Origin of the sequence: Paenibacillus tyrphae, assembly GCF_027925525.1 — a bacterium.
Lineage (GTDB): Bacteria > Bacillota > Bacilli > Paenibacillales > NBRC-103111 > Paenibacillus_G > Paenibacillus_G tyrfis_B.
In genome coordinates this window covers 46558-64292 of sequence record NZ_BSDJ01000011.1, presented here as the reverse complement: position 1 = coordinate 64292, position 17735 = coordinate 46558, and the positions used below count along the sequence as shown (strand labels likewise).

The window sequence follows — 17735 nt, the reverse complement described above, 5'->3', positions numbered from 1 at the left end:
CTATTTCTTTCGCTCGTCTTTCCCTTTCGCCCCGCAGGCGGAGCGTGAAGCAAGCTATCGTCTAATCCAGCATCTCGCTGTCGAAGATGTGCTCGCGCTGCAAATAGTGACGGAGCGGCACGTAGTCGGCCTCGGTCCAGAAATCCGGCTGCTTGACAAGCTCGGCCGCATCGTCTCTTGCCTGTTCCATCACTTCGAAGTCGGTCACCATGTCGGCGAGCCGGAAATCCGGCACCCCGCTCTGCTTCGTGCCGAAAAAGTCTCCAGGCCCCCGCAATTCGAGGTCGCGGCGCGCAATCTCGAAGCCGTCGTTCGTATCCGTCATCGCCTTCAGCCGTTCCTTGCCGACTTCGTTCTTCGGATCGGCAATCAGCACGCAGTACGACTGGTGCTCCCCCCGTCCGACCCGGCCCCGCAGCTGATGAAGCTGCGATAATCCGAACCGGTCGGCGTCGTAGACGACCATCAGCGTGGCGTTCGGCACGTCCACGCCGACCTCAATAACGGTCGTCGAGACCAGTACATGAAGCCGGCCTTGGCTGAATTCGCGCATCACATCGTCCTTCTCCGCCGGGGCCATCCGTCCGTGCAGCAGCCCGACTTTGTACTCCGGAAAAGCAAATTGAAGCTGCGCGTGCACGTCAATCGCGTTCTGCACGTCGAGCTTCTCGGATTCTTCGATCAGCGGGCAGATGACATACGCCTGCCGTCCTTCGGCCACCTCGCGGCGAATAAAGCCAAGGACGCGCTCCAGCATATTGTGCGTGACCGCATAGGTCTGAATCGGCTTGCGTCCCTTAGGCAGCTCCCGCAGCGTCGAGACGTCCATGTCGCCAAAAGCGGTAATCGCAAGCGTCCGCGGGATCGGCGTCGCCGTCATCGTAAGCACGTCCGGATTCATCCCTTTGCGGCGCAAAATGCTCCGTTGCTGTACGCCGAACCGATGCTGCTCGTCCGTAACGACGAGCCCGAGCCGGCGGAAAAACACATCCTCTTGAATGAGCGCATGCGTGCCGACGACGATGTCGACCATCCCCATCTGCAGCGAGCCGAGTACCTCCCGACGCGTCCGCTCCGTTAAGCTGCCCGTTAGCAGTGCCGTCTGAATGCCGTACGGCTCGAACAAGCGGTCGAGCGAGCGTTTGTGCTGCTCCGCAAGAATTTCCGTCGGCACCATCAGCGCGCCTTGATAGCCGGCTTTGACGACGGCAAATAGCGCCACCGCTGCGACAACGGTTTTTCCCGCGCCCACGTCACCCTGCAGCAAGCGGTTCATGCAGAAAGGCTGCTGCAGATCATGAAGAATTTCGGCCAGCACGTTTTTCTGGGAAGCCGTCAGCGTAAACGGCAGCGCGCGTACGAACGCGCGGACAGCCGGCAAATCTACGGGGTGCGCGACCCCGTCCGCCCGCTCGTGATTCAGCGTGCGGTACGCCTGCATCTTGAGCTGGAACAAGAACAGCTCCTCGTACACCATCCGGCGTCTCGCCCGCTGTCCCTGCTCCATACTGCCCGGCAAATGCAGCAGAGCGACCGCCTGCTTGCGGGGCAGCAGATTGTATTTACGCAACAGCTTGCCCGGAAGCACTTCGGGAATGAGGTCGCCGAATTGCAGCAGCGCTTGCTTCGTCGTTTGCCGGAACCATTTTTGCGTGATCGATCCGGTCACCGAATAAACCGGCTGCAGCGTGCCGGTCTGCGACGTGCCGCGGCCCGGGAATTCGACCTCCGTCACGTTCAAGTGCAGCCGCTTCTGGTCCCATTTTCCGGTCAAGACGATATCCGTACCGGCTGTCAGCTTGTCCTTCAAAAAATGCCGGTTGAACCAGACGGCCGTAATGAAGAGCGGGTCGACCACGATTTTGCAGGTCATGCGCGATTTGGTGCGCCCGTACATTTGCACTTGGGGAACCCCTGCGACCGTGCCCTGCACCGTAATCCGGTCTCCGTCCTTCACCTGCGTCAAATCGCGAAGCGTGTAATCCTCGTAGCGGAAAGGATAATAATCGAGGAGCTCTCCGACGCTCGAGATGCCGAGCGCAAGCAGCTCCTCGGGCTTCTTGCCTTTGACGCCGGACACCTTCGTGACCGGAAGCGAATAAAGATCCAAGGTCATATCAGACCGGTATAGCAAAGGCCGCTACGGTTCCGGGTCCGACATGCGCTCCGATGACGGGCCCGATATGCGTGTATTGCACGCTTTTTACATCAAAATGCTGCTTCAGCAGCGAGAAAAATTCCTCTGCCGTCTCGCGGCCGGTCGTATAAGCCATGATCAAATCGATCGGCTTGCCGGCAAAATCCTTCTGCATCAGCTCGACGATCCGGTTCATCGCTTTCTTCTGTCCGCGAACTTTATCAACGGAGTACACGACTCCGTCATCGTTGACCGACAGGATCGGCTTAATATTAAGCAAGGAGCCGAAGAGCGCCGCAGCCTTGCCGATCCGTCCGCCCTTATGCAAATACTCGAGCGTATCCACCAAAAAATAAAGTCCGATGTTTTGGCGCAGCGAAGCAATCCGTTCCAAAATTTCCGACTTGCTCTTCCCCTGCTTTGCCGCCTCCGCGGCAGCTACGACGAGCATGCCGATGCCACAGGAAGCCGTACGGCTGTCCAGCACCTCGATATCCGCCTTCTCGTCGATCATCGTTTTCGCCACGAGGGCGGACTGGTAAGTGCCGCTCATCTGCGATGACAAATGAATCGAGATGATCGAGTCGGCGCCTTCGTCCTTCAGCCTCTCGTATACTTGGATGAAATCGGCCGGCGACGGCTGCGATGTGGTCGGAAAAATACCGGACGAGGCCAGCTTGTCATAAAATTGCTCCGGACCCATATCAACCCCGTCGCGAAATGCCTCCGAGCCGAACAATACTTTAAGCGGCACCATCTCAATGCCGAGCCGCTCCCGCAGGTCGGCCGGAATATCCGCCGTACTGTCCGTTACAATACGAACCTGGCTCAATAGCCTCCCTCAATTCTTTGCAAAATTTTGATCTATAGAAATAACGTCGAAAGCCAACCCGCTTACTCTGCAGAAATAATGTAGTAATAGAGCGGCTGTCCGCCGTCCTGCACTTCCACTTCTACCTCTTGATACGTTTGTTCGACATACCCGACAAGCTCCTCGGTCTGCTCCTGCACCGCGTCCGCTCCGGTATACAGGGTCACGATCTCGGCACCCGCATCCAGCATGGAGTCAATCAGCTTTTTGCAGGAATCGATGAGATCCGGAGCCGAGGAAACGATGCGGCCGTTATGAATGCCGATATAATCGCCCTCTTTAATCTCGATCCCGTCCATTTGCGTGTCGCGTACGGCATGGGTGATTTGACCGGCCTGTACCTGCTGCAGCGCCTGCTGCATTTCGTCGATGTTTTCTTCGGGAGCCGCCTCCTCCTGGAAGGCAATGACAGCGGCAATGCCTTGCGGAATCGACTTGCTCGGAATAACGACTACCTGCTTATCCTCCACAAGCTCCACGGCCTGCTGAGCTGCCAGGATGATGTTCGAATTGTTCGGAAGCACGAACACGGTTCTCGCTTCGACCTCGTTGATAGCGCGGACGATATCTTCTGTGCTCGGGTTCATGGTTTGTCCGCCGTGCAGAATCCGATCGACGCCCAGGCTGCCGAAAATACCGGAGATGCCTTCCCCTGCGGATACGGCGACAAAGCCGTATGGCTTGAGATCACGGGGCGGATCGTTCTCTGCCGGGACGGACGGTTGGCCCATTTCGAGCTCCTTCGCCGCGTCCAGCAGATGCGTCGCCTTGGCCAATGCCGCAACCGCGCCGGACGGTCCGGCCTCCTCCATCAGAAGATGCGTATGCTGATCACGCATATTTTCGATTTTGATCCGGCTGAGATCCCCATAGTTCTGGGCCAGATTCATAACGCTGCCCGGGAATTCGGCATGGATATGCACTTTGACCAGATCGTCGTCGGCCACGACAAGCAGGGAATCGCCGAAGGCGGACAGCTCCTCGCGGAACAGAGTCTCGTCAAACTTGCGGCCGTTCAGCTTACTCGGGTTCAGCGTCACCATAAACTCCGTGCAATACCCGAACTCGATATCCTCCGTCGCCAGCTTCGCCTGAGCGCGCTCATGACCAGTAAAATCAAGCGGCGTAGCCACGGGCTCAAGCGTCTCCTCCAGCGGCTGCACCGCGCCAAAAGCGACGTACGGCATATCGGCCGGCTCCTCAAGCGGCGCTTCCTCCATGTCTAAAACGGAAACAAAGCCCTCGTAGATATACACGAGCCCCTGTCCGCCGGAATCGACGACACCCACCTGCTTTAGTACGGGAAGCATGTCCGGCGTTTTGGCCAATGCCTCTTTCGCTTGATCCAGCAGCTCCGCCATGACGACAGCCACGTCCGGCTGCCGCTTGGCGGTCTGTACGCCCTGCCTAGCCGCTTCCTTGGCTACGGTCAGAATCGTACCTTCCACGGGCTTGACGACAGCTTTGTAGGCCATATCCACGCCGTTCTGAAACGCCGCAGCCACCTGCTGGGCATTGGCCGAAGGCAGGTCGGATACGGCTTTGGCGAAACCGCGGAACAACTGCGACAGAATCACGCCCGAATTGCCGCGGGCGCCCATCAGCAAGCCTTTAGCAAGCGCTTCCGCTGCTTTACCCAAGTGGTCCGACGGACGGCGGCGAAGCTCTTCCACCCCGGAAGTCAAGGTCAAATTCATATTGGTGCCCGTATCGCCGTCCGGTACCGGAAAGACGTTGAGCGCATTGACCCGTTCTGCGTTCGTCGTCAGCCTATGCGCTCCCGCTTCTACCATTCGGATGAAATCTAGTCCATTCATTTCTTTCAAGCGCTTACTCAAAAAGACCGTTCCCCTTTCGCTATAACCCTGTCGGCGATCCATAACATGTTTCGGCCACAACCGCTGTCATCACAGGTCTCATTCCGCAATCCTCACACCTTGGACAAAAATGTTCACGTTAGCCACTTGCAGGCCCGCCACTTCCCCGAGCATGTATTTGACTTTGCTCTGCACGTTATGCGCAACGACCGAAATTTTCGTACCATAGCTGACGACGATATATAAATCAATGGTCAGGACATCCTGCTCGTCGCGGTGAACCTCGACCCCCCGGCGCAAATTGTCCCGGCGCAGCAGTTCGGCAATACCGTCCTTGAGTTGATTGCGCGAAGCCATCCCGACAAGTCCGTAGCAGTCCAGCGCCGCCGAACCCGCAAGTACAGCGATTACTTCGTCCGTAACGTAGATTTTTCCATATTCTGAAGCCAGTTCGATTGTCATCTCCATACAGCTCCTTCGATTCCATAATTAGCATGGACTACGAATCATTGTACTATATTCGCCGCAAGAAATAAATAAAACTCAGGCCGCAGGGGAAGAAAACGAAGAAGCTGCGTTGACGGCCTTTAGGCCGCTGTGATATGATGTTTAAGTGTGTTTTTGAAGCGTGTATGCTTTAAGGAGGTGTAATCAATGTCCCGCAAATGTTTTATCACAGGTAAAGGCCCGGGTACCGGTAACCATGTATCCCACGCGAACAACAAAGCGAAACGCACTTGGGGTGTCAACGTTCAAAAGGTTCGCATTCTGGTCGACGGCAAACCGAAACGCGTTTGGGTGAGCACAAAAGCTCTGAAATCCGGAAAAGTAACTCGCGTGTAATCTGCATCCGCAGACAAAAAGCACCTGGCTCAGGTGCTTTTTTTAGTTGATAAGCATAAATTCCCATCAACCTTGACAAACGCGCTTGTCTTGCAAGACAAGGACGGCTGAGCCGTTGATTTCGGGTGTAGCGCCTGCCCTGGCCCGGCAGCCGGCGCCCAAGTATGGACGAGCGTACCTTCAGTTTTTGCTAAATGTATTAAGTACGGCTTTCACAAACCCACCCAAAAACTTCGGAAGCTTGATTGTGTAAAATTTCATTTTGCACCCTCCCTCCAGACTTTGCGCAGCAAAGTCAGCATCGCTTGGCTTTGCGACGCAAAGCCGACCTCGAGCCATGCGCGCAGCAAACCACCTCGTTAAAAGTATATTCCGCTGCTACCCAAAACGTGCCATGCAAATTCCAGGCACCGAAAAAACAAAAAAGGCTACAAAAGCCGGAAGCCGTACTTTTGTAACCATGTGTATGCGAATCCCGGGCCGGTTATGCACGTCCGGGCTCTGTCTTTTTTCTCAAACCGCAGCCTGCTGCTGCTGAACAGCCAAATACAGCGCGTAAAACACCGTATAAATAAAATAGAATAAGATCGTGGTCAAAACGAATGCAATGCGCGGGCCGCGCGTCTCGAATCGCTTAAAAAACTGGATACCGACATATAGCGCCCCTAGCGAAAAAGCAAACTTCACCACGCCGTCGATAATGGAAAACACAAACAGCAGGGCAGCGCATAGTAAACAGAAGGCAACAATTTGAAGCGCCCGCATTTACCGGCCGCTCCCGGCTTCCCGGATCGCGCGGATTGCCTCGGCACGGTCCGGCCGGTTGAACACCGCATTCCCGGCGACGAGCACATTGGCGCCCGCTTCGGCAACGAGCTTGGCCGTCTCGGTATTGACGCCTCCGTCAACCTCGATGTCCACGTGCTGAAGCCCGCGCTCGTCCAGCATGCGACGAAGCCCGGCGATTTTGGGCAGCACCGCGGAGATAAACTTTTGCCCGCCGAAGCCGGGGTTAACCGTCATCAGCAGCACGTAGTCGAGCAGACCTTCTTCAAGCACATACTCCAGGGCATGGAGCGAAGTGGCCGGATTCAGCACGACGCCGGCCTTCACGCCCTGCTCCTTAATATAGTGAAGTGTTCGGTGCAGATGGACGCATGCCTCGGCATGAACCGATATAAGGTCAGCGCCGGCCTGAACGAACGAGGCGATGTAGCGGTCCGGCTGCTCGATCATCAGATGCACGTCGAGCGGCAATTTCGTTATCGGACGGATCGCCTCCACCACCAGCGGTCCGATTGTAATATTCGGCACGAAATGTCCGTCCATCACGTCGACGTGAATCCAATCGGCCCCGCCGCGCTCGACGTCGGCAATTTCTTCGCCCAGCTTGGCAAAGTTCGCGGATAAGATCGAAGGAGCGATACGCAGCATCTCAGTACCTCCTTTTTTTGTCTTTGATCTCGTTCAAAAATTGAATGTAATGGTCGTACCTTGATGCGGCGATATGGCCCGCTTCTTTGGCCTCCTGAACCTTGCAGCCCGGTTCGTGCAGATGCAAGCAGCCGCGGAAGCGGCACGCTGCGGCATAAGGCGCGAATTCCCGAAAAGCCCCGCTGAGCCCTTCCGCATCCACCTGCAAAAAATCGAGCTGGCTAAAGCCCGGCGTATCGGCGATAAGTCCGCCGTTCTGCAGCCGGATCAGCTCGACGTGGCGCGTCGTATGCTTGCCCCGGCCGAGCTTCATGCTGATTTCGTTCGTTTCGAGCGACAGCCCCGGCACCATAGCATTGAGCAACGACGACTTCCCGACGCCGGACTGTCCCGCAACCACCCCGATGCGGCCCGCAAGCCGGTCGTATACTTCGCTCACGCCGACGCCTTCCTTGGAGCTTGTTACAAGCACCGGATAGCCGATCGACTCGTAGAGCCGGATCACCGGCGCCAATTTCCCGGAAACGCCGTCAGGCGAGCTTCCTTCGGACATGAGATCATGCTTGGTCAAGCAGATCAGCGTATCGAGTCCGGCGCTTTCCGTATGTACGAGAAACTTGTCCAGCAGTGGCAAATTAAGCGCCGGCTCGGTTACCGAGAACACCAGTACAGCCAAATCGATATTTGCCACCGGCGGCCGGATCAGCTCGGAGGAGCGGGGAAGAATTTCGTCGACCGTTCCTTCCCCGTTCTCCGTCAGCCCGTACACCACGCGGTCGCCGACAAGCGGCGAGATGCCGCGCTTCTTGAAAATCCCCCGCGCCCGGCATTGCACCGCTTCAGTCGTCTGCGCGTCGTCGGCAAGCACGTAATAATATCCGCTTAGCGCCTTCACGATTAACCCGGTTGGCATTATGGATTCTTGCCTCCTGTGCCCGTCGTATTCCCGGCCGGAGGCGTTGCTGCGCCTCCGTTCTGCCCGGTCGGCGTCGTCGTCGTTCCGCCGATTCCCTGCTGCGTCTGCTTGCCGCTCTCGGCCCCCGTGCCGGAAGCCGGAGTTGCCGGTGGCTCGGTCTTGCCGCCGCCGTTCGTCCCGGTGCCAGCATTCGATGGCGTACCGGTACCGTTCGACTGAGACTGAGTCTTGCCGCCTTTTTGATCCTGATAATCCTTATAGGTGATCGTAATCGAATCATTCTGAATGTTATCCCCGCGAATCTGGATCGTCGCATCTTTATCCGGCGAGACGACCAGCTTCACCTCAAGCGTTTCCGTCTTGGTCACGTTCGTAAGCTTCTGGTATTCCGAATTTTCGACCGCCGCATCGCTCAGAATGACTTTAGCCGTACCCGCCTGCCCTTCCTTGGTCGGCTTAATTTGCACCGGTACGGTCATCTGTCCCGCTTCCGGCGGAAGGCCCGAGCTGACGGTCAGCGTAATTTCCGTACCCGGCGTTACGTCGTCGTCCGGCTCGAACGGAAATTGCTTCGTCACACGCCCCTTGCTCTGCTTGTAGCTCGGCTGGCGGACAATCCCGTCCTTGGAAAGCTTCAGATTTTTTTCGCTAAGGATCGATTTGGCTTCGTTTTCCGTTTTGCCGATCAGGTTCGGCATTTTGAACGTTTCTCGTCCTTTGCTAACGGTAAGCTCGACCTTAACATCGCCCGGCAACGTGTACTCCTCATTCACCGCAGGCTTTTGAGACGTCACCGTTTCCGGCTCGGCTTCCAGAAACTTTTGATCGATCTTTATATTTTCCGACTTGAAGCCAAGAGAGATCAGCTTTGTTTTGGCATCCGCCAGCTTCAGCTTGGTAACATCGGGCATTTTTTTACTTTCGGGCCCATCGCTGACAGTCAGCTTGATCGTCGCACCCGCATTAACCTGCATATTCGACTGGCTCTGCCGAATGACGATATCTTTCGGCTTCGCCTCATCATTCTGGCGCTCCACTTCCACCCGAAGCTTGTTGTCCTCTAAAATCTTCGTTGCTTCAGCAAGCGGCTTATCCACCACATTTGGGATATCGACCCGCTGTACTGCCAATTTCTGCTGCACGTACTGGACCGCATACCACATACCGCCGACGAGCGCCATGAGCACAACGAACCAGACCAACGGCTTGACCCAGCCCTTTTTCTTCGTCTCAGGCGGCGCCGTTTCCTTCGCGCGGGGCTGCGGATCGTCGTCGTCATCCACAACAGCGTATTGTCCCGGCCGCAGCGCGGGCATGACCCGTGTCTTTTCCTCATCCAGCTCATCGTCGTCCATAAAGTTGACTTTCGGCTCGTTGCGACGGTGCGGCAGCAGGCACGACTCGAGGTCGCTCAGCATGTCTTTGGCCGAACGGTACCGCTCGGACGTGCTTTTGCGCATCGCGCGCAGAATGATGTTTTCCACGCTTTGCGGGATGAGCGGATTCACCTTGCGCGGTTCTTCGACATCCTCCTGCAAATGTTTCAATGCTACACTGATCGGACTTTCGCCGAGAAACGGCAGCCGGCCAGTCAGCATCTGGTACATGACAATCCCGAGAGAGTACAAGTCCGATTGCTCGCCGGTCGGCGTTCCTTTGGCATGCTCGGGCGAAAAATAATGAACCGAGCCGACGACGGAGCCGGTTTGCGTAATCGTGGAAGAAGTGACGGCGCGGGCGATCCCGAAGTCGGTCACTTTGACGCGGCCGTTTTTGCCGATCAAAATGTTGTGAGGCTTAATATCGCGATGAATAATTTGATTATGATGCGCGTGATCGAGAGCGTCGCAAATCTGGCCCGCAATATGAACGGCTTCCTCCACCTGCAGCGGTGCCCTTTCCTTAATCAGCTCGTTCAAGGTCGTTCCCTCGATGTATTCCATCACGATGTAATGGATGTCTTCCTCTTGGCCGACGTCGTATATGCTGACCACGTTCGGATGCGACAAGGAGGCTGCGGCTTGCGCTTCGCGGCGAAAACGCTGAATGAATTCTTCGTCGTGCACGTACTGCTGACGCAGCACCTTCACGGCGACATGCCGATGCAATAAAATATCGAGTCCTTTGTATACGATGGCCATTCCGCCGCCGCCGACGCGTCCCAAAATCTCGTAGCGTCCTCCAAGCTGCTTACCGATCATTCCTTCCTCACCCCGCTTCTCCGTCGTCATCTACCGCCGAACCCGGCCCGTTCTCAATCAGCAATACCGTTACGTTGTCGTCGCCCCCGGCAGCCAGCGCAGCCTGGACCAAGCGGTCCACCTTACGCTCCAAACCGTCCGTCTCCTCCACGGTTTGGAGCATTTGGCCCGGCTCAACCAGGCTGCTTAGTCCGTCGCTGCACAGCAGCAGCAAGTCTCCGGGGCCCCAACCGATTTCCTGCACATCCACCTCGATCGTCGGCTCGGTGCCGAGCGCCCGCGTCAGAACGTTGCGCCGTGGATGGTGGCTCGCTTCCTCACGGGTGATTTGGCCGCTTTTGACCAGCTCGTTGACAAGCGAATGATCCTCCGTTAACTGCTCGATCTGCCCGTCGTGAATCCGGTATACGCGGCTGTCGCCGATATGCGCAACGACAGCCCGCTCGTCGTTTGCCAGCACGGCAACGACGGTCGTCCCCATCCCGTGGTAATTTTCGCGTCCGGACGCAAATTCGAAAATGTTATCGTTGGCGGCTTCGATCGCTTCTTTCAATTTATGCTGCCTCTCCTCGGACGACCGGTTCGGGTCCAAGGACTTCACCTTCAGCGGGATAAGCTCCACCGCCATTTGACTTGCGATATCTCCGGCCTGATGGCCTCCCATGCCGTCTGCGACAATGGCGAGGGTCCAGCCGTTCAAGCCTTCTTGAACGGCCGCGCGGTCCTCATTGACCGCCCGCACCCGGCCGATATCGGATTGATAAGCCAATCTCAGCATCGCTTGCTTCACCTCGCACCCGACTCCATATGCTTCGCCCGCAGCTGCCCGCAGGCGGCCGCGATATCACTGCCCTGCTCCCGGCGTATGGTGGCGTTGATTTTGTTGCGTTCCAGAATGCGTTGGAACGTAAAGATATCATTCCGCGGCGTACGCACATAGTCGCGCTCGGAAACGAAATTGACCGGAATCAAGTTCACGTGCGCCATCGGAAATGCTTTTAATACTTTCGCCAGTTCCTCCGCGTGCTCGGCCTGATCGTTCACGCCGCCCATCAGCGCGTATTCGAACGTAATACGCCGTCCGGTTTTTGCGACGTAATATTGACAGGCTTCGATCAGCTCGGCAAACGGATACCGGCGGTTGACCGGCATCAGCTTGGAACGCAGCGCATCGTTCGGCGCATGGATCGAAATCGCCAGATTGATCTGCGTATCCTCGTCGGCAAACCGGTAAATGTTCGGAACGATGCCGCTCGTCGATACTGTAATGTGCCGCTGGCCGATATTCAGCCCCTTCGGATGGATCATCACCTTGAGAAACTTCATCACCGCGTCGTAATTCTCGAACGGCTCGCCGATTCCCATGATGACGATGCTGCTGACCCGCTCCTGCGTTTCGTCCAAGAGCTGCTGCGCCTTGACGACCTGAGCGATGATCTCGCCGGACGTCAAATTCCGCTTCAACCCGCCGAGCGTCGAGGCGCAAAACGTACAGCCGACCCGGCAGCCAACCTGCGTCGTTACGCAGATACTGTTCCCGTAGCTGTGCTTCATGATGACCGTTTCGATCGCATTCTCGTCGCTAAGCTCGAACAAAAACTTGACGGTCCCGTCCTTCGAACGGTAATGCGCCACTTCCGTGAGCGTGACGAAGTCGAACTGCTCCATAAGCCGATCCCTGAGCGTTTTCGGAAGATTCGTCATCTCGTCGAAGCTTGAAACTCTTTTCACATACAGCCAATCGAAAATTTGGCCGGCGCGAAAGCCCGCCTCTCCGTTGTCCTTGACCCACTGCTGCCAATCCTCCAGGGTAAAGTCGTAGACGTACGGCTTTTCGTTTTTCGGCTGCCATCTGCTTTCTATTTCGTTCATTGTATGCATCACAACCTGTTTAGTCTATAGTGAGGCCCTTTCGGGGACAATCCGCCGAAAAGGCCACGTTTTATTTTACCACATTTTGCGGTTCTATGCTCGCTTGCGCAGCCGGGCGATGAAAAAGCCGTCCGAACCGTAATCGTACGGCATAATCCGCACCGCGGCAAGCTCCTCGTCCAGCCGCTCTTGGAGCGCCTCCGACACTTCGGGCAGGTCCGGCGCAAACGAAGGATGGCGCTCTAAAAAGGCTCGGATCATGTCTTCATTCTCGGCCTTCTCCACCGTGCACGTGCTGTACACCAGCACGCCGCCCGGTTTAAGCAGCGGATGCACCGCCTCCAGCAGCTCCCGTTGGATATCGCAGATCTCCGTTAGCTCCACTTCGCTTTTGCTCCACTTCATATCCGGCTTCCGGCGGATGACGCCAAGCCCCGAACAGGGGGCGTCGAGCAGGATGCGGTCGAAGCTTTCCGGGGCAAACTGCTCCGCCAGCCGGCGGGCGTCCGCCGTCAGCGTCCGAATCGACCGCAGGGCGAGGCGCTCCGCCTGCTCCTCGATGAGCTTTCGCTTATGCTCGTGCACATCGCAAGCGACGATTTCGCCGCGGTCGCCCATCTTCTCCGCAAGGTGCGTCGTCTTGCCGCCAGGCGCGGCGCAGCAGTCCAGCACCCGCTCGCCCGGCTGCGGGTCCACCCATTCCGCGACAAGCATGGAGCTCTCGTCCTGGACCGAATACAGGCCCGCCGCATAGTCCGGCGAGAGGGCCATGTTGCCGCCGCCGCGAACGATCACGCCGGCGGGCGCAACGGCGGAGGGCTCCGCTTCGAGCCCTCCATGCCGAAACCGCTCGGCCAGCTCGCCCGGGCCGAGCTTCAGCGCATTCGCGCGCAGGCTCACGCGCGGCGGCGTGTTGTTCGCCTCGCAGAGCCGCTCGGCCGTCTGCTCGCCGAACTCGCGGACCCAGTGCCGCACCAGCCACTCCGGGTGCGACTGCGCAAGCGCGATGCGCCGCTCGGCCGGCAGCCCGGCAGGCAGGACAAGCTCGCTTTTGCTGCGGAACACGCTGCGCAGCACGCCGTTGACCATGCCGGAGATGCCTTGATGGCCCCGCCGCTTCGCGATATTGACCGCTTCGTTGACGATCGCATGGTCCGGAATCCGGTCCAAGTAGTGAAGCTGGTAAAAGCTCAACCGCAGCAAGTTGCGAACCCAGGGCTGCAGCTTCGCCAGCCCTTTGCTGACGAACCGCTCCAGGAAAAAGTCGATCGTGCCGAGCCGCTGCACCGTTCCGTAGACGATTTCGGTCGCGAGCCCCGCGTCCGGCTTATCCAGCTTGTACTTTTGCAGCGTCTGGTTGAGCAGCAAATTGCTGTATGAACGGTCCTGCTCGATTCGCACCAGCACGTCTAGGGCCGCTTCCCTGGCCGAGCCTTGAGCCGGGCCTTTGCTTGCCCTGGGAACATTCCCGTGACGGCTTCCCCGGGCTCCGCCCGAAGCCCCACCGTCGGTTCGTTTGCCTCCTGCCGCCCCCGCCTGCTTGGTCCGTCCGGAGGACGGTTGATTCGTTTCGCTCATAATTCCTCCGCTTTTCTTCTATAGCTCAAACGTCCGATGTCCCAAGCACGGTGCCCGGCGCCAGCTGTCCGCTTCGCGCGAACGCGGCGGCGTCCATGGCCTTCTTGCCCGCCGGCTGCAGCTCCGTGATCCTCAGCACGCCTTGTCCGGCAGCGACGGCGATCCCGCGTTCTCCCGCTTCCAGCACGGTACCCGGCTGTACGCCTTCAGATGCCTGATCCGACTCGTCGGGCTTGGCGCACGTCCATATTTTCAATACTTCGCCGTTCCACAGCGTGTAAGCTCCCGGACGGGGATGCAGCCCCCGCACCAGATTCCACAGCTGCTCCGCCGGCTTTGTCCAATCGATAAGTTCCTGCTCGCGGGTGATGTTCGGCGAATATACCGCTTCCGCATCGTTCTGCGGCTCCGGCTGCACGCGGCCCGCCAGCAAATCCGGCAGCGTCCGCTCCAGCAGCTTCGCTCCGGCCAAGCTCAGCTTGTCGAACATCGTACCGGTCGTATCGCTGTCCTCGATCGGCACCTCGATTTTGCTGATCATGTCGCCGGTATCCAAGCCTTCCGCCATATACATGATCGTTACGCCGGTGACGGCGTCGCCGTTCATCACGGCGTAGTGAATCGGCGCTCCGCCGCGGTATTTGGGGAGCAGCGACGCATGAATATTAATACAGCCCAGCTTCGGCAGATCGAGTACCGATTTCGGCAAAATTTGTCCGAAGGCGGCCGTCACGATCAGATCCGGCTGCAGAGCGCGGATCTCCTCGACGGACTCCGGGCGGCGCAGCCGTTCCGGCTGAAGCACGGGCAAGCCGTGCTTCTCCGCCTCGACCTTGACGGGGGTCGGCGTCAGCACGCGTTTGCGCCCGACCGGACGGTCCGGCTGCGTGACGACCCCGACGACCTCCAGATTTCTATCGTTCAGCAGCGTCTGGAGAGACGGCACGGCGAAATCCGGCGTGCCCATAAAGATCACTCTCATGCGTCATCACGATCCTCTTGCTCGCTGCGATACATTTTTTCCGCCAAGTCCGTATACAGCACCCCGTTTAAATGATCCACCTCATGCTGGATGCAGCGGGCCAGCAGTTCGGTCCCTTCGATAACGATCTCTTCGCCGTCGCGGTTGAGGCCCTTGACCTTCACTCGGGCAGCCCGCTTCACATCGCCCGTAAATCCGGGAATGCTTAAGCAGCCCTCCGGTCCGAACTGTTCCCCTTCCCGTTCAATGATCTCCGGATTGATCAGCTCGATCAAGCCATGCTCATCGCCGACGTCCATGACGATGACCCGCTTGAGAATGCCGATCTGCGGCGCGGCCAGTCCTACGCCCTCCGCATCGTACATCGTATCCGCCATATCGTTCAGCAGCTTATGAATGTTCGGCGTAATTTTAGGAACGGGCTTGCATTTTTCACGCAGCACCGGGTCCGGGTCCTTCACGATAATTTTGATTGCCATTTCGTGCACCATCCTTTTCAGTTCAAGAGAATGAACCGGCTTTTCACAGCCGGACTGATACGTTATGTATATTCCGGCCACACGGGCCGGTTGCACTTACATTAATACTTGGGGATCGACATCGATCGACACCGTCAGCTTTTGCTGCTTCGCGATATCGTCAAGCACGGCGGCCGCTTTCTGCACCAAGGCGGAGATGTCCGTCTCTCCCCGATATTTTATCATGCATTGAAACCGATATCTATCTTTGATCCTTGAGATCGGCGAAGCGACGGGCCCCAGCACCTCCAGCTCGGTTCCGTCCGCCTGCATCGTCTGCGCCAGCTCCTTGAGACGGGAAGCGAGCATTTCGCCTGCGCGAAGCAGCAGCTGTACCTGCTCGTGCGACAGCGTAATCAAAACCAGCCGGTGAAACGGCGGGTAATTATGCAGCTTGCGCATCAGCATCTCTTTGCGCATAAAGCCCATATAATCATGCTTGCTCGCGCTCATAATGCTGTAATGCTCCGGCGTGTACGTTTGCACGAACACCTCGCCAGGCAGCTCGTGCCGCCCGGCGCGTCCCGCCACCTGCGTCAGCAGCTGGAACGACCGTTCGGCTGCGCGGAAATCGGGCAGGTTCAGAACGGAATCGGCAGCTAGCGCGCCGACGAGCGTCACGTAAGGAAAATCAAGCCCCTTAGCGACCATTTGCGTTCCGAGGAGCACGTCGGCCTGACGGTTGCGGAACATCGTGAGCCATTTTTCGTGCGAGCCCTTTTCCGTCGTCGTGTCGACGTCCATGCGAATGACGCGAATGCCGGGAAACAACTTGCCGAGCTCCTCCTCGACCCGCTGCGTTCCCGTGCCGAAGTGGCGGATATGCTCGCTGCCGCAATCTGGACAGACGGCCAATTCACGCTCCGCGTAGCCGCAGTAATGACAGCGGATCGCCTTGGAGCTTTGATGGTACGTCAGCGAGATATCGCAATGCGGACAATCCGCGACATAGCCGCAGGTGCGGCACATGACGAACGTGGCGTACCCGCGCCGGTTCAGCAGCAGGACGACCTGTTCCTTCTTGTGTAACCGATCTTCGATCGCTTTATACAAGGCGCGGCTGAACATCGACCGGTTGCCGTTTTTCAGTTCCTCGCGCATATCGACGATGTTCACCCGCGGCAGCGGCCTTCCCTCGACGCGCGAAGGCATGGAGAGCAATTCGAATGCCGGACGATCCGGGGTTGCTAAAGCCGTGGCCTCGACGGAAGCCCGGTACATGCTTTCCAGCGAAGGCGTAGCGGAACCCAGTACGACCGAGGCTCCATGTTCGCCCGCCCGGGCGATCGCGACATCACGGGCATGATATTTCGGGCTTTCTTCCTGCTTATAGGTTGATTCGTGTTCTTCATCGATAATTATGAGTCCAATATTCGTAAATGGCGCAAAAATCGCCGAGCGCGCGCCGATCACAACGCTGACTTCCCGGCGCACGATTTTGCGCCATTCGTCATAGCGTTCTCCGTTGGAGAGACGGCTGTGCAGTACGGCGACCCGGTTGCCGAACCTTCCTTTGAACCGTTCGACCATCTGGGGCGTTAGCGAAATTTCCGGCACGAGCACAATCGCTTCGCGGCCTTGATCCAAGCAGGATTGGATGGACTGGAGATAGACCTCCGTCTTGCCGCTGCCGGTCACGCCGTGCAGCAAAAAGACGCGCCGCGTCCGTCCTTGCGCCGCTTCTCTGATCCGTTCGAACACCGATTGCTGCTCGGGCGTCAGCGGGAGCGGCGAGGTCGGCTTAAAGGTCCGCGACGCATAGGGATCGCGCTGTACTTCGGTTTCCTCCAGCCGAAGCCAGCCTCGTTCGACGAGCCCCTTGACCGCTGCAGCGGTGATTTGGAGCTTCGTCAGAAGCTCCGTCAACTTGATCGGCTCGGGATGCTCCTGCAGAAAAGCGAGCACCTGCTTTTGCTTGGCCGCACGGGCCGGTAGTTCGGCTTGCCACGCTTCCATCTGATCGGGATCGTTCGGCGGAAACACATACAGCGCTTTTTTCGTAGACATCCGATCTTTGACCATTTGAATTTCCGTCAGCCGGCCGTCCTCCAGCAGCTGCTTGATCAGTGCGCCTTTTTCCGAAAATGTTTGCAGGAGCGATTCCAGCTCGACCGATTCGTGCTTGCGGACATAAGCGAGGATTTCTTCCTGCTCGGGGAGGAGCAGAGGCAGCAGCTCCGGCTGCTTTTCTTCGTTCTCCAGGTCATCGGCCGCCTTAACATGCCGTTCGTATTTGGCCTTAAGCGCGCCGGGGATCATCGCTTGCAACGCAATAATTTCGTGGCAAAGATATGTTCGGCTGATCCAGCGGCCCAGCTTTACCAGCTCGGGAGTTAGCGGGGGAGTGACGTCCAACGTCTGACGGATCGGCTTCAGCTTCTCCGGGTCAAGGTCGGTTCCATCGTGAAGCTCCACGACAAACCCCTGTACGGTCCGCGGGCCGAAGGGAACGCCTACACGGCTCCCTACGGCGATGTAGTCCTGCATCATTTCCGGCACAATATAGTCAAATGCCCGGTTCGTAGGCCGGGCCGGGACATCCACAATGACTTTGGCGTACATTCGT

16 protein-coding genes are annotated in these 17735 nt (G+C 57.8%); 1 reads left to right on the top strand and 15 read right to left on the bottom strand.

Translation table 11 applies throughout. The features are described 5' to 3' along the window. Positions 1-61: 61 nt before the first annotated feature. The 4 genes from recG to QMG93_RS15030 all read right to left on the bottom strand — a co-directional run bounded on the left by recG (position 62) and on the right by QMG93_RS15030 (position 5287). Positions 62-2116 carry an ATP-dependent DNA helicase RecG gene (gene recG, locus QMG93_RS15045; protein WP_163857986.1) on the bottom strand — a complete coding sequence of 685 codons (2055 nt, stop codon included), beginning with the start codon at positions 2114-2116 and terminating at the stop codon, positions 62-64. A gap of 1 nt (position 2117) precedes the next feature. Further along, complete coding sequence (locus QMG93_RS15040) at positions 2118-2969, bottom strand: DegV family protein (protein ID WP_281937769.1); 852 nt, start codon at positions 2967-2969, stop codon at positions 2118-2120. Positions 2970-3031: 62 nt separating this feature from the next. Then, on the bottom strand, positions 3032-4825 hold the full coding sequence (locus QMG93_RS15035) for a DAK2 domain-containing protein (RefSeq protein WP_281938110.1): 1794 nt from the start codon (positions 4823-4825) through the stop codon (positions 3032-3034). Positions 4826-4924: 99 nt separating this feature from the next. Then, positions 4925-5287: an Asp23/Gls24 family envelope stress response protein gene (locus QMG93_RS15030; RefSeq protein WP_281937768.1), complete on the bottom strand. Its 363-nt coding sequence runs from the start codon at positions 5285-5287 to the stop codon at positions 4925-4927. A 192-nt stretch (positions 5288-5479) separates the two neighbouring features. Between QMG93_RS15030 and rpmB the strand changes: the two genes are divergently transcribed. Then, positions 5480-5668, top strand: coding sequence for a 50S ribosomal protein L28 (gene rpmB, locus QMG93_RS15025; protein WP_010498258.1), 189 nt, complete (start codon positions 5480-5482; stop codon positions 5666-5668). Positions 5669-5848: 180 nt separating this feature from the next. Here the strand turns inward: rpmB and spoVM are convergent, their stop codons facing one another. The 11 genes from spoVM to priA all read right to left on the bottom strand — a co-directional run bounded on the left by spoVM (position 5849) and on the right by priA (position 17731). Further along, complete coding sequence (gene spoVM, locus QMG93_RS15020; RefSeq protein WP_014652194.1) at positions 5849-5929, bottom strand: stage V sporulation protein SpoVM; 81 nt, start codon at positions 5927-5929, stop codon at positions 5849-5851. 252 nt (positions 5930-6181) lie between these two features. Beyond that, on the bottom strand, positions 6182-6433 hold the full coding sequence (locus QMG93_RS15015; RefSeq protein WP_281937765.1) for a hypothetical protein: 252 nt from the start codon (positions 6431-6433) through the stop codon (positions 6182-6184). Next, on the bottom strand, positions 6434-7102 hold the full coding sequence (gene rpe, locus QMG93_RS15010) for a ribulose-phosphate 3-epimerase (RefSeq protein ID WP_281937763.1): 669 nt from the start codon (positions 7100-7102) through the stop codon (positions 6434-6436). A 1-nt stretch (position 7103) separates the two neighbouring features. After that, the gene (gene rsgA, locus QMG93_RS15005) at positions 7104-8015 is read right to left on the bottom strand and encodes a ribosome small subunit-dependent GTPase A (RefSeq protein WP_281937761.1); all 912 of its coding nucleotides are present in this window, start codon (positions 8013-8015) and stop codon (positions 7104-7106) included. After that, the gene (gene pknB, locus QMG93_RS15000; protein ID WP_281937759.1) at positions 8015-10219 is read right to left on the bottom strand and encodes a Stk1 family PASTA domain-containing Ser/Thr kinase; all 2205 of its coding nucleotides are present in this window, start codon (positions 10217-10219) and stop codon (positions 8015-8017) included. Before pknB ends, rsgA begins: the two co-directional genes overlap by 1 nt. 7 nt (positions 10220-10226) lie before the next feature. Next, positions 10227-10997, bottom strand: a complete 771-nt coding sequence (locus QMG93_RS14995; protein ID WP_281938109.1) for a Stp1/IreP family PP2C-type Ser/Thr phosphatase — start codon at positions 10995-10997, stop codon at positions 10227-10229. A gap of 8 nt (positions 10998-11005) precedes the next feature. Beyond that, positions 11006-12091: a 23S rRNA (adenine(2503)-C(2))-methyltransferase RlmN gene (gene rlmN, locus QMG93_RS14990; protein ID WP_281937757.1), complete on the bottom strand. Its 1086-nt coding sequence runs from the start codon at positions 12089-12091 to the stop codon at positions 11006-11008. A gap of 93 nt (positions 12092-12184) precedes the next feature. After that, complete coding sequence (gene rsmB / locus QMG93_RS14985; RefSeq protein WP_281937755.1) at positions 12185-13669, bottom strand: 16S rRNA (cytosine(967)-C(5))-methyltransferase RsmB; 1485 nt, start codon at positions 13667-13669, stop codon at positions 12185-12187. Between the two features lie 25 nt (positions 13670-13694). Then, entirely contained in the window at positions 13695-14651 is a 957-nt protein-coding gene (gene fmt, locus QMG93_RS14980) for a methionyl-tRNA formyltransferase (protein ID WP_281937754.1), read from the bottom strand. Continuing rightward, on the bottom strand, positions 14648-15130 hold the full coding sequence (gene def, locus QMG93_RS14975) for a peptide deformylase (RefSeq protein ID WP_036688883.1): 483 nt from the start codon (positions 15128-15130) through the stop codon (positions 14648-14650). Before def ends, fmt begins: the two co-directional genes overlap by 4 nt. A 96-nt stretch (positions 15131-15226) precedes the next feature. Next, positions 15227-17731, bottom strand: coding sequence for a primosomal protein N' (gene priA, locus QMG93_RS14970; RefSeq protein ID WP_281937751.1), 2505 nt, complete (start codon positions 17729-17731; stop codon positions 15227-15229). Between the last annotated feature and the right edge of the window lie 4 nt (positions 17732-17735).

Coding starts and splice junctions, on each gene's coding strand:
- rpe (WP_281937763.1), bottom strand. CDS start 7,102: ATGCTGCGTATCGCTCCTTCGATCTTATCCGCGAACTTTGCCAAGCTG.
- rsmB (WP_281937755.1), bottom strand. CDS start 13,669: ATGAGCGAAACGAATCAACCGTCCTCCGGACGGACCAAGCAGGCGGGG.
- pknB (WP_281937759.1), bottom strand. CDS start 10,219: ATGATCGGTAAGCAGCTTGGAGGACGCTACGAGATTTTGGGACGCGTC.
- QMG93_RS15015 (WP_281937765.1), bottom strand. CDS start 6,433: ATGCGGGCGCTTCAAATTGTTGCCTTCTGTTTACTATGCGCTGCCCTG.
- QMG93_RS14995 (WP_281938109.1), bottom strand. CDS start 10,997: ATGCTGAGATTGGCTTATCAATCCGATATCGGCCGGGTGCGGGCGGTC.
- rpmB (WP_010498258.1), top strand. CDS start 5,480: ATGTCCCGCAAATGTTTTATCACAGGTAAAGGCCCGGGTACCGGTAAC.
- priA (WP_281937751.1), bottom strand. CDS start 17,731: ATGTACGCCAAAGTCATTGTGGATGTCCCGGCCCGGCCTACGAACCGG.
- rlmN (WP_281937757.1), bottom strand. CDS start 12,091: ATGAACGAAATAGAAAGCAGATGGCAGCCGAAAAACGAAAAGCCGTAC.
- QMG93_RS15035 (WP_281938110.1), bottom strand. CDS start 4,825: ATGAATGGACTAGATTTCATCCGAATGGTAGAAGCGGGAGCGCATAGG.
- recG (WP_163857986.1), bottom strand. CDS start 2,116: ATGACCTTGGATCTTTATTCGCTTCCGGTCACGAAGGTGTCCGGCGTC.
- spoVM (WP_014652194.1), bottom strand. CDS start 5,929: ATGAAATTTTACACAATCAAGCTTCCGAAGTTTTTGGGTGGGTTTGTG.
- def (WP_036688883.1), bottom strand. CDS start 15,130: ATGGCAATCAAAATTATCGTGAAGGACCCGGACCCGGTGCTGCGTGAA.
- QMG93_RS15030 (WP_281937768.1), bottom strand. CDS start 5,287: ATGACAATCGAACTGGCTTCAGAATATGGAAAAATCTACGTTACGGAC.
- rsgA (WP_281937761.1), bottom strand. CDS start 8,015: ATGCCAACCGGGTTAATCGTGAAGGCGCTAAGCGGATATTATTACGTG.
- fmt (WP_281937754.1), bottom strand. CDS start 14,651: ATGAGAGTGATCTTTATGGGCACGCCGGATTTCGCCGTGCCGTCTCTC.